Raw genomic sequence first — 11,200 nt, forward strand, 5'->3', positions numbered from 1 at the left:
TCGATTGGTATGGTGGGTTTGTGAACGGGTTATTTGCGGGAGAGATAGAGGTAGGTATAGACGCACCCGACGAAGAGGGCGCCACCCACGATATTGCCGAGTGTGGCCGGTACGAGATTGTCGAGCAGGAATTGCCCCCAAGTGACCGAGGCCCCCTGCAACATGCCCAGCGGAATGAAAAACATGTTGGCGATGCTGTGCTCGTAACCGATGGCCACGAAACACATCACGGGGAACCAGAGACCCATCATCTTCCCGGCGGTAGAGTGGGCGCTGAATCCCAGCCAGACAGCCAGACATACCAGCCAGTTGGCCCCGATGCCCTTGACGAATACCACACCCCACGGCAGGCTCGTCTTGGTCTGGGCTATCTGCACGATAGCGCTCTTCCACGGGTCGGCATCGACAATGCCGGCACACCAAATCATTACGTAGACGAAGAAAAGGGCCCCGATGAAATTGCCGACATAGACCAGCACCCAGTTGCGCAACACGGGGGCGATGCCGTATTTCCGGTTCATCAGTCCCGGAATTAACACGGCATTGTTGCCGGTGAAGAGTTCGGCCCCGGCCAATACCACCAGAATGAGGCCCAGGGGGAACATGCAGCCCGAGAGGAGGCGTTGCAGTCCCGGATTGCCGGCGGTCCACTCGGGAAAGCCGTAGCCAATGAGCAGCGACAGCAGGCCGCCCATGGCAATGTAGATGCCGGCCAGCATGGCGGCGACGAGAGTGCGCGGGGTAGAGAGGGTTACTTTACTGAGTGATACCCGTTCGACTTGGGCAACGATTTCGGAGGGTGTGGAGAATGACATGGAAAAATTTGAATTATACGTTTTACAGAATGTACAAAGCCTAAAAAAAGCTGCATCGTGAAGGGTGCAGCTCGATAGGTTCATAGCCCCTTAGAGGGGAACGACGCCGATACCGGGACGGTCGGGAAGCGAAATCATGCCGTCGACAATCTTCATGCCGTCGAAGAGGTCGTTCGATATGAGCAGGTTCCCGTCGAGGTCGGCCCAGTCGACCATCGGCGACAGCTGCGCGGCGGCCGACACGGCACACGAGGTTTCGGTCATGCAGCCCACCATTACCTTCATGTCGAGGGCTCGGGCCAATATGGCCATCTGGTAGGCTTCGCGCATGCCCGTGCTCTTCATCAGCTTGATGTTGATGCCGTCGTAGAGGCCGTAGGCCCGGCGCACATCGGGCAGACGTTGCAGGAACTCGTCGGCAATGAGGGGTAGCGAGGCACGCTCGTGCAGCCAGGCCTGCTCGTCGATCATCTCTTTGGGCATGGGTTGCTCCACAAACAGGCAGTTCTGCTCCTTGAGCCACTCGACCATCTCGAGGGCATACTCCTTGGAGCTCCACCCCTGGTTGGCATCGACGCAGATGGGCCGGTCGGTCTCGGAGCGAATGATGCGCACCAACTCCTTGTCGTTGTCGAGCCCCATCTTTATCTTCAGGATGCGGTAGGGGGCGGCCTCTTTCAACTTCTGCCGCACCACCTCTTCGGTATCGATGCCGATGGTAAACGAGGTGGCCGGGGCCTTCTCGGGCGAGAGCCCCCAGATTTTATACCAGGGTTGCCCCATGATTTTTCCCAGCAGGTCGTGCAGGGCAATATCGACCGAGGCTTTGGCCGCCCGGTTGTCGGGGGCTACCGAGTCGACATAGTCGAGAATCTCTTCGATACGGAAGGGGTCGGTAAATTGCGACAGATCGAGCTGTCCGAGAAACCGGCATACCGACTCTTGCGTCTCGCCCAGATAGGGCGGCATGGAGGCCTCGCCGTAACCGATGTAGTTGCCATAGCGCAGTTGCACCTGCACGTCGGGGGTATGCGTGCGCGAGTTCTTGGCCAGGTTGAAGGCGTGTTTCAACTTCAAGTCATAGGGCTTGAACGAAAGTTCCAGCCGGTCGCGTCCGGTCGCTTGGGGTGCGGAGCTGCCGCAACCGCTGAAAAGGGTAGGCGCCAGGCTCAACCCCAGAGTGCCCATGGCACTTTTCAGTAAAAAATTCCGTCGGTCCATCGTCACGATTATTTTTGGTCGAAATACCACGGGTGAGCCTTTACGGCCGTGATTCCGGGTGTTCCTATTTTGGTTTTCATACGACTGATGCTCACGAAATTCGATTCCCGGTAATCGGGCGCCGCCGGGTCGAGGTTGTTGAGCTTTACCTGTCCCGAGCAGTGGATGTACTCGCCGTCGTTCAAATAGAGAGCCACATGGTCTACACGGCCCCGCTCATCGCCGAAGAAGAGCAGGTCGCCCGTCTGGCACGATTGCCATTGGTCGGCCGGGATGATGTCGCCGGTAAGTGCCTGCTGCGAAGCGTCGCGCGAGAGAATCACACCACTGCAGAAGTAGGCGGTCTTGACGAAGCCCGAGCAGTCGGCCCCTTTGACCGAAGTCCCGCCCCAGAGATAGGTCGAGCCCATCATCTGCCGGGCCGTCCGCACCACCACCTTCATGTCGAGGGGACGTGCAGCCCATTGGGCCAGGTCGCAGCACTCGTCGCTCTTCAGGAAACCTTTGCGGCCGTCGGGGAAGCGAACGGGAACGAACCCCTTGCGGGCTTTCCCGTCGGCTTGCAGAATGGCACCGGCCACGATGTCCGACACGATGCCGGCGTTGCGGTCGGGCGCATCATACACAAAGCCCTGGTAGCCGGTGTAGACATACCGGGCAGACTCTCGCCAGGCCTTCCAGCCGGCTTCGTCCTGCAGGGTTACCGAGTTGGCCGGTACCCAACTAATGTAGTGGTCGGGGGTCTGTACCAGAAGCCAGGCCTTGTCGCGTTCCAGGACGAGAAGCGGAGTGCCCATGATGGCCTGGGTCATCATCTCGGCCGCATGCCGGGGGCCACCTCTCAGGCTGGCACAGCACACGGTGACAAGTCCGCGGGTGAGCGAGCCCAGATTCTTATCGGGCAGCATCTTGATACCGTCGACACAGGCGATGCCTGCCGAATCGAGCCGGTGCAGCAGGGCTTCGACAGCCAGCCGGTTGTTGCAGCGGCCTTTCAGTACACACAGCGAGTCGTTCAGCAGTTCGCCCTCTACGGCAAAGATTGCGGTACGTGAGTCGGGGGCATATTGCCGTTTCGTCTCGTCGATAGCTGTTTTTACAAAATCGGTTTGAGCTTGCGCCATAGCGGGAAGAATGAGCAGCACACAGCAGATTGTTTTGAATAGAGTTCTGAGCATAAAGTCGAATTTCAAGGTAATTAGCACGATACAAATTGTATGATAAAGATGCAAACGTCGAAAGTAAAAAAACAAGTTCATTTGATTTTTATACCAAACCGCATCTTATCTCCTCCAAAGGTAACAAGAAATCTTAAAAATCCTGTCTTTTTGTCCTGCAAAATGTATAGCCCGTTACCTTTTTGTCGAATTTAGCGGGTCAGATCAATCTGCGGTAATACCCAGAACCGGCTCTCGGGGTGATGTTTCTCCAGATAGTCCCGGAGGTACGCCTCGGTGTCGGCATCGATCAGTTCGTCGGCTTTGGGGTAGGTATTGTATACGAGTCCGTAGAGGGGAATCGCCCGCTTCTCCAGAGCCTCGATAGAGAGCAACGTGTGGTTGATGCTGCCCAGCCGGCCCGACGTGACCAGAATAACCGGCAGATGTTGGTCGGCCACATAGTCGATGGTGAGGTAGTCGCGGGTAATGGGGACCATGAGACCGCCGGCACCCTCGAGCAGAACCACGTCGTAGCGGTCGCGCAGGATGCGAGTCGACTCGCCGATCCGGTCGATGGGGATTGTCTGGTAGTCTATCTCGGCAGCCAGATGCGGTGAGGCCGGGTAGGAGTAGACGATGGGGAAGGTGATGTGCTGCCTATCCTCCTCGGTCATGGGTATGCCCATGATTTCGCGGTGCAGGTCTATGTCTTCGGAGTGGCCCACGTTGCCGGTCTGAATCATCTTTTGGGTTATGGTCTTGATGCCCTGGCGGTTCCATTCGCGGGCCAGCCAGCCGGTGGCATAGCTTTTACCGATGTTGGTATCGATGCCGGTAATGAAAAAAGTTCCTTTCATAGTTATCTCTTTTTGTGTGCAATGATATAGACGGGACAATAGGTGAGCGTGCACGAGTGAGCCTCGCCGAATGTCTCGCGATAGCGTTTGATAAAGTTGAATCCTTTGTGTCGGTTGCCCGGAGTCCCCGTTACACCGGTATTGCGCAGGTGGCGCAGCAGGTCGACCGGAGTATCGAAACGCAGCGTGTAGCTCTCGCGTTCGAAGGTGTCGAGTTGGAAGTAGCGACCGAAGAGCCGTTGCAGGTCGTCGTATTCCCAATAGGGCATCTCGACGGAGGCCAGGGTGCGAATCTCGGGCAAGTTGCCGGCGACAAACGAGCTGAAAGCAATCGTTCCCGAGTCGGAGAGACGGGCCGAAATGCGTTTCAGGAAGCTCTCCAAATCGGTAAACCATTGGATGGTCGAGGCCGATACTATCAGGTCGTATGGTCCTGCGAAGTCGATTCGCTCGGCATCGCCGGCTACGAAATCGAGCTGTTCGAAGGGGAGCCCTTCGACATGGCGTTTCATCTCGGGCGAGAGGTCGTTCAGCGTGAACCGGGCCTGCGGAAAGCGCTCGACCAGCAGGCGGGTCAGTTTGCCGGTGCCGCACCCGATTTCCAGAATGCGACGGCATTCGTCGGCCGGTTGGTCGGGCACCATCTCGTTCAAGCGGCGGGCTATCCGATCTTGGATAAGTCCCTCTTGCTCGTAGGTAGAGGCGGCGCTTTCGAACCGGCTCCGGATAACCGCCTTGTCGAATCGGTGTTCGAGCACGATAGGGCGGAATGGCAGGTAGTGAGCCGCTTCGACAGTTGTGACCGGGGTGTTTTCCTTCCAGGACTTCAACTGGTTCTCGGGCGGGAATATACGGTCTTTGGTCCCGACGATGGCCCGGTCCCAGTGGAATCGGGGGGCCGGATGCCGGGCTATACCGCTACTGATAGCCATCAGTTCGCTGCGCAGACTGTCGATGCTGCGGTCGGGGAGCACCTCGAGGAAGCGGCTCAGGGAGTCGCGGTCGTTGCACATGCGGCGGTAAAACTTGTTCAGGCTTGCGGCATCGAGGTGGTCGAGGGTAGCCTGGAATATCTCGGGCGATATGCCCCGCTCCGGGTCGATGCCGCAGGGGGTGCCGTTGATGGCCGTTGCATGCCGGATGGGCAGGTCCGTATCGGGCAAGACCACCGAGGCGGCCCATACCCCGAACGACCAGGCATAGAGCTCGATATTTTTGTATCCGGCAAGCAGGCTCGTGTCGAAGTCGAGCGTCGTATAGTCGTAGCAGATGCAGCAGTCGCACCCGATGTGCTCGAGTTCGGCAAAAGGGCGGGTATCCATGCCCCAGCCGGCAAAGAAGAGAATCAGGTCGTCGCTGCCTCGGCGTGAAATGAAATGCTGTATCATAGGCTCGATTGTATCTGTTGTATGGTCGAGACAAGCCGCTCGATGTCGGCTTCGCTACACTCGGCGGTGAGTGAAATGCGCAGGCGCGACGTGCCCGCGGGAACCGTGGGCGGACGCACCGGCAGCAGGTAAAACCCTTCGCGTTGCAGCCGCAGGGCCACGTCGACGGCCCGTTCCGATTCGCCCAGTACATAGGGTATGATGTGGCTGCTGCTGAGGATGCCGCCGTTCAACGGGTTGAGTACTTCGCGCACGCGGCGGCCTATCCGGGCCAAGTGCTCCCGACGCTCCGTCATGTCGCATATCTTGTTGACAATAAAGAGGGTCCACTCGAGGTTGATTGGGGGGAGTGCCGTGGTGAAAATAAGAGTACGCATGGTGTTGACCAGGTACTGCTTCATCTCTTCGGAGCAGATGACAAAGGCTCCTACCGAGGCGGCGGCCTTGCCGAATGTACCTACCAGAAAGTCGATGTCGCCGATAACCCCGTGCTCTTCGGCACAACCCAGTCCGTGCGGGCCGCGCACCCCGAAGGCATGCGCCTCGTCGAGGTAGAGATAGAGGTTGGGGTAGCGGTGTTTCAACGCCACGAGCCGAGGCAGGTCACTCTCGTCGCCATCCATGCTGAAGATACTTTCAGTAACGACAAACAGGCGGTCGTACTCCCCGGCATTCTCGGCCACCAGCCGCTCCAGCTGTTTGTAGTTGTTGTGACGGTAGCGTATGCAGCGGGCCTTGGAGAGACCGATGCCGTCGACGATACTCGCATGGACCAGCTTGTCGGCCAGGATGAGCGACCGGCTGTCGGTCACGGCCGGCAGGATGCCGCTGTTGGCGTGGTAGCCGCTGTTGAAGACGAGGGCGCTCTCGGCCCCGTAAAGTTGGGCCAGCCGCTCCTCGAGCCGGGTGTATACGGGATAGTTGCCCGTGAGCAGGCGCGACGAGGTGGAGGAGAAGCGGCATTCCAGCGGGTCGAGTGTTTGCAGAAATTCGCTCTTCAGCGCCACGTTGTCGGCCAATCCCAGATAGTCGTTCGACGAGAGGTTCAGCATTTCCTGCCCGTCGCGCACCAGATAGAGCCCTTGCGGCTCCATCTCGGGCAGTTTGCGCAAGTTCCCTTTCCGGGCCAGCGCATCGAGTTGAGAAGCGTAGCTATCCATCATGATTCCAGATTTTTAACCACATCGACCAGAGCCGAGGTGAGGAAGGTGAGCTGTTCGCTCGTGATGATAAACGGAGGCATGATGTAGACCAGCTTGCCGAAAGGTCGTACCCACACCCGGTGCTCGACAAACTGCCGTTGAATGGAGGCCATGTCGACCGGCTTCTTCGTCTCGATGACACCGATGGCTCCCAATACGCGCACATCGGCCATCTGGGGCAGGGTGGCGGCAGGGGCCAGTTCGCGTATCAACTGGGCCTCGATGGCAGCCACTTTCTCCTGCCAGCCCGACGAGAGCAGCAGCGAGACCGAAGCCCGGGCAATAGCACAAGCCAGCGGGTTGCCCATGAAGGTAGGACCGTGCATGAATACGCCTGGTGTGCCGCGCGATATGGTGTCGGCCACCTCGTGTGTGGTGAGGGTAGCCGCCATGGTCAGGTAGCCGCCGGTGAGTGCCTTGCCTATGCACATGATGTCGGGGGTAACGCCGGCATGTTCCCAGGCAAAGAGTTTGCCGGTGCGGCCGAATCCGGTGGCAATCTCGTCGAAGATAAGCAGCAGGCCATAGCGGTCGCACAAGGCACGGGCCTCGCGCAGGTATTGGGGGTGATAGAACCACATGCCGCCGGCCCCTTGCACGATGGGTTCGAGGATAAGGGCGGCCAGTTCGTCGTGATGGGCTTCGATAGCCTCTTTGAGGGGTTCGATGCAGGCGGGGTCCCACTCACCGTCGTATCGGCAGGAGGGGGAGGGCACGAAATAGCGCACCGGCAGTGCGCTGCCGAAGATGGAGTGCATGCCCGTCACCGGGTCGCATACCGACATGGCATTCCACGTGTCGCCGTGGTATCCTGACCGTATGGTGATGAAATTGCACTTTTTCGATTCGCCGCGCGAGTACCAGTATTGTACCGCCATTTTCAGAGCCACTTCGACCGATACCGACCCCGAGTCGCAGTAGAAGATGTGTTGCATGGTCGAGGGTACGATCTGCAGGAGCAGTTTGCCCAACTCGATGGCCGGGCGGTGGGTAAGCCCGCCGAACATCACGTGCGACATGGCCTTGAGTTGCTCTTCGGCCGCCTGGTTCAATACCGGGTTGTTGTATCCGTGGACGGCAGCCCACCACGACGACATACCGTCAATGAGCCGCTCGCCGGTTTCGAGTTCGATATAAACCCCCTCGGCCCGTTTTACCGGATAACAAGGCAGCGGATTGATGGTCGAGGTATAGGGGTGCCACAAATGTTCGGCATCAAAATTGTCCATAAGCATACGATTTTAAGGGGTGACAAAAATAGAAAATCCGGCATAAGGCGGTCGTCGGACCGTTATGTCGGAATCGAGTATATACCATAGAAGCAGATACAGACCGGGCAGGGGCATCGACCGCAAGGGGCGACACCGAACGAAGAGCCAGGGCCTCCATGGCCTGGGGTTGCAGTTCGGACAACTCGGGCGAGGAGTCGTCGGGCAGACCCTCATCGTGTTCGGTCCATACGGTATCTTTCCGGTTGCAAGCATCGAGTGAGACTAGTCCCTTCTTGAGCGACTGGTCGGCTATCTCCTTGCGCACACTCCCGATGTTGATGCAGCGGCCTATGCTGCAAAAGGTCGAATAGCTGTGGCGGTTCCATCGGCGGAATCGCACACGGCGAATCAAAATGGGAGTGACGGTTTTCATACGTGGGCAAAAGTACAAAAAATAATCTTCGTTTATTGGTTGTGAAGAGAGAATTTCATAAATCTTTCTTCTTTACATTGGCAGTTTCTTCGTATCTTTGCTCATGCACAGCTATGAAATCTGATGTATCTCGCCTTGCGATGGAGCAAGGCGGAATAAGAGAAATGAAATATGAGGATAAATCTGATTTATATAACGATATTAAGCCTGCTGTCGATGACTTCGTGCTTTACGGGGGTCGAGAGTACCGGTAAAATCACCTTGCCCGAAGAGAATCGGGCCGAGAAACAGAGCCCCGAAGATGCCTTTATCGAATCGTATTTCGTACCGCAGGGGTGCGACTCGTGGCGCGTGGGGAAGGCGTTTTACTATACCGACGAAAAACTTTCGTTTGTCTTTCAGGCCGAGCGACCTACCTTCCCCGACAGCGTATCGCTGAAAGGTAAAATCTTCACTTACACGGGGAGTGTCGAAGAGAGCCCTTTCGGTGGGGAGAAGAAGGTGGTGCTCCTGTTTGAGTGCGAAGGGTACAAATTCCGCTACGATACCGACAAGACTCGGGCCGAAATCGCACGAATGAAATACACGCCGCTGATACCGCCCTTTATCGACCTCGACGACCTGAACATGGCCCGCTCGTTGTTGAAAGGGCGCACCCTCTATATCAAGACCCCCATGTGGTACGACCGCAACGGCGATGCGATAGACGGCCGCAAGCTGATACCGGTCGAGGTGCTCGACATCCGCCCGGGCAACAACGTGCTGCCGGTCGAGGTGTGGTTCAAGGACGACAAAGGCAACGAGGCCGGGGTATTCATGTCGCTGTTGACTTCGGCACGCTCGCAATACATTACGTTCGACCGGCTCTTCTCCTTCGAGAATCCCCGGTTGCAATACAAGGAGATACAAGACGAGGCTTGGGAGCAAATCACCTTGAGCCGGGTAAAGGCCGGCATGACCAAGGCCGAGTGCAAGCTGTCGCTGGGCAACCCCGACGAGGTGAAGAAGATACCCACTTACAGCGGATTGAGAGAACAATGGATATATAACTCGGGGGCCTATCTCTTTTTTGTCGATGGCTTGCTGACCGAATATAGATTATAGTATGATACGAATCGAAGAAAACTATTTTATACAGGCCTTGCATACCTTCCGTATGCCGGTGTATGCCCGTTGGTTTGTCGAATACGACCGGGTAGACGACCTGGTCTCGTTGCTGCACTCCGATTTGTTGCAGCATCACCCCTTCCTGCCGATGGGCGGGGGGAGCAATCTGCTGTTTGTTCACGAGCACTACAACGGGGTGCTGCTGCACTCGGCCATCCGCACGGTCGAACTGCTGAGCGAGACCGACTCGGAGGTCTTCATCAAGGTGGGTGCAGGTGTCGTGTGGGACGACTTCGTGGCCCATTGTGTAGCCCAAGGGTGGGGTGGAGCCGAGAATCTGTCGTATATCCCGGGCGAGGTAGGGGCCAGTGCCGTGCAGAACATCGGGGCCTATGGCGTGGAGGTAAAGGATATTATCGCCGAGGTCGAGACCATCGAAATCGCTACCGGGCAGCCTCGGGTATTCCAGAATGCCGAGTGCGAGTATGGCTACCGCAGCAGTATCTTCAAACACGCCTTGAAGGGGAAATATATCGTTACGGCGGTGACCTATCGGTTGCAGAAGCATCCGCAACTGCATCTCGATTACGGCAATCTGCGCAGTTCGCTATCCGGCGACCACATCACCATCGCCGATGTACGCCGGGCGGTAATCGACATCCGTCGCTCCAAGTTACCCGAGCCCGACGAATACGGCAGTGCCGGCAGTTTCTTTATGAACCCGGTCATCCCGGTCGAGCAGTACGAACAGCTGAAAGTACGATTCCCCGATATGCCGCACTATGCCGTAGACGAGGCGCATGTGAAGGTGCCTGCCGGCTGGCTCATTGACCGTTGCGGCTGGAAGGGCAAGGAGGAGGGCGGCGCTGCCGTGTATGAAAAGCAGTGCCTGGTGCTCATCAACAAACACAATGCCCGCCCGGACGACGTGGTGAGACTGGCCGAGAAAATAAGACGGTCGGTACAGGAGACCTATGGCATTACCATCAATCCCGAAGTGAATTATATTGGATAAATAGATATGATGCAGATCACATTTTTGGGGACAGGCACTTCGACCGGAATACCGCAAATCGGTTGTACCTGTCCGGTTTGTACGTCGAAAGACCCACACGATAACCGGCTGAGAACTTCGGCCGTCGTTACGGTAGGCGGTAAAAACATACTCATCGACTGCGGTCCCGACTTCAGGCAGCAGATGCTCCGTGCACATCTGGGGCGAATCGATGCGGTACTCATTACACACATTCACTACGACCACACGGGCGGTATCGACGATCTGCGCCCCTTCGGCGGTTCGCACACGTTGCCCATCTATCTGGAGCACCCGGTGGCCGAGGGCATTCGCACGCGGTTACCGTACTGCTTTGGCGACCACCTTTATCCCGGAGTGCCCAACATCATGTTGCAGGAGATAGGCGTCGAGCCCTTCTCGATCAAGGGAATCGAGATTACTCCCATACGGGTGATGCATTACAAGTTGCCTATTCTGGGCTACCGCATAGACGACCTGGTCTACATTACCGATGCCCTCACGATTCCCGAGACGGAATACGAAAAGATGAAGCAGGTAGATGTACTGGTCATCAACGCGCTGCGCAAACAGCCGCACCTCTCGCACCAGACCTTGGCCGAGGCGTTGCGGGTAATCGAGCGGGTGAAGCCGCGCGAAGCCTATCTGGTGCACATGAGTCACCACATGGGGCTCACGGCCGATGTCGAAAAGGAGTTGCCGCCTCATGTTCACTTTGCCTACGACGGGCTGGTGGTCGAGAGCAGGTAAGTTATGTCGATAGTATAATAAGT

The 11,200-nt window shown here is 57.2% G+C and carries 10 protein-coding genes and 1 pseudogene; 3 read left to right on the top strand and 8 right to left on the bottom strand.

The genetic code is table 11. From position 1 onward, the window contains the following. Positions 1–29 precede the first annotated feature (29 nt). The 8 genes and pseudogenes from NW211_RS08320 to NW211_RS08355 form a co-directional block, all read right to left on the bottom strand. Complete coding sequence (locus NW211_RS08320) at positions 30–815, bottom strand: formate/nitrite transporter family protein (protein ID WP_258327537.1); 786 nt, start codon at positions 813–815, stop codon at positions 30–32. A 90-nt stretch (positions 816–905) separates the two neighbouring features. Next, the gene (locus tag NW211_RS08325) at positions 906–2,036 is read right to left on the bottom strand and encodes a dipeptide epimerase (RefSeq protein WP_087407409.1); all 1,131 of its coding nucleotides are present in this window, start codon (positions 2,034–2,036) and stop codon (positions 906–908) included. An 8-nt stretch (positions 2,037–2,044) separates the two neighbouring features. Further along, positions 2,045–3,214 (bottom strand): NlpC/P60 family protein, encoded by a 1,170-nt coding sequence (locus NW211_RS08330; RefSeq protein WP_258327538.1) that lies wholly within the window; start codon positions 3,212–3,214, stop codon positions 2,045–2,047. Between the two features lie 191 nt (positions 3,215–3,405). After that, entirely contained in the window at positions 3,406–4,053 is a 648-nt protein-coding gene (gene bioD, locus NW211_RS08335) for a dethiobiotin synthase (RefSeq protein WP_258327539.1), read from the bottom strand. 2 nt (positions 4,054–4,055) lie between these two features. Beyond that, positions 4,056–5,441 (bottom strand): malonyl-ACP O-methyltransferase BioC, encoded by a 1,386-nt coding sequence (bioC, locus tag NW211_RS08340; protein ID WP_258327540.1) that lies wholly within the window; start codon positions 5,439–5,441, stop codon positions 4,056–4,058. Beyond that, positions 5,438–6,601 (bottom strand): 8-amino-7-oxononanoate synthase, encoded by a 1,164-nt coding sequence (locus NW211_RS08345; RefSeq protein WP_258327589.1) that lies wholly within the window; start codon positions 6,599–6,601, stop codon positions 5,438–5,440. Before NW211_RS08345 ends, bioC begins: the two co-directional genes overlap by 4 nt. Further along, positions 6,601–7,863 (bottom strand): annotated as a pseudogene (gene bioA / locus NW211_RS08350) (adenosylmethionine--8-amino-7-oxononanoate transaminase); the annotation flags it as partial. The gene NW211_RS08345 and the pseudogene bioA, both read right to left, overlap by 1 nt. Beyond that, positions 7,859–8,287: a hypothetical protein gene (locus NW211_RS08355; protein ID WP_143240878.1), complete on the bottom strand. Its 429-nt coding sequence runs from the start codon at positions 8,285–8,287 to the stop codon at positions 7,859–7,861. The gene NW211_RS08355 and the pseudogene bioA, both read right to left, overlap by 5 nt. 171 nt (positions 8,288–8,458) lie before the next feature. On the opposite strand from NW211_RS08355, the gene NW211_RS08360 reads away from it, so the two are divergent. From NW211_RS08360 to NW211_RS08370, 3 genes are read left to right on the top strand one after another with little or no spacing between them, the layout of a single operon-like run. After that, entirely contained in the window at positions 8,459–9,391 is a 933-nt protein-coding gene (locus NW211_RS08360; RefSeq protein ID WP_143240879.1) for a hypothetical protein, read from the top strand. A gap of 4 nt (positions 9,392–9,395) precedes the next feature. Continuing rightward, positions 9,396–10,409: a UDP-N-acetylmuramate dehydrogenase gene (gene murB / locus NW211_RS08365; protein ID WP_087407753.1), complete on the top strand. Its 1,014-nt coding sequence runs from the start codon at positions 9,396–9,398 to the stop codon at positions 10,407–10,409. A 9-nt stretch (positions 10,410–10,418) separates the two neighbouring features. Continuing rightward, positions 10,419–11,177, top strand: a complete 759-nt coding sequence (locus tag NW211_RS08370) for an MBL fold metallo-hydrolase (RefSeq protein WP_258327590.1) — start codon at positions 10,419–10,421, stop codon at positions 11,175–11,177. Positions 11,178–11,200 lie beyond the last annotated feature (23 nt).

The sequence above is a fragment of the Barnesiella sp. ET7 genome (assembly GCF_024733785.1).
Lineage (GTDB): Bacteria > Bacteroidota > Bacteroidia > Bacteroidales > Barnesiellaceae > Barnesiella > Barnesiella merdigallinarum.

Bases quoted from the DNA above. Each gene is read 5' to 3' on its own strand.
- NW211_RS08320 (WP_258327537.1), bottom strand. From the start codon at position 815: ATGTCATTCTCCACACCCTCCGAAATCGTTGCCCAAGTCGAACGGGTA.
- NW211_RS08325 (WP_087407409.1), bottom strand. From the start codon at position 2,036: ATGGACCGACGGAATTTTTTACTGAAAAGTGCCATGGGCACTCTGGGG.
- NW211_RS08330 (WP_258327538.1), bottom strand. From the start codon at position 3,214: ATGCTCAGAACTCTATTCAAAACAATCTGCTGTGTGCTGCTCATTCTT.
- bioD (WP_258327539.1), bottom strand. From the start codon at position 4,053: ATGAAAGGAACTTTTTTCATTACCGGCATCGATACCAACATCGGTAAA.
- bioC (WP_258327540.1), bottom strand. From the start codon at position 5,441: ATGATACAGCATTTCATTTCACGCCGAGGCAGCGACGACCTGATTCTC.
- NW211_RS08345 (WP_258327589.1), bottom strand. From the start codon at position 6,601: ATGGATAGCTACGCTTCTCAACTCGATGCGCTGGCCCGGAAAGGGAAC.
- NW211_RS08355 (WP_143240878.1), bottom strand. From the start codon at position 8,287: ATGAAAACCGTCACTCCCATTTTGATTCGCCGTGTGCGATTCCGCCGA.
- NW211_RS08360 (WP_143240879.1), top strand. From the start codon at position 8,459: ATGAGGATAAATCTGATTTATATAACGATATTAAGCCTGCTGTCGATG.
- NW211_RS08370 (WP_258327590.1), top strand. From the start codon at position 10,419: ATGCAGATCACATTTTTGGGGACAGGCACTTCGACCGGAATACCGCAA.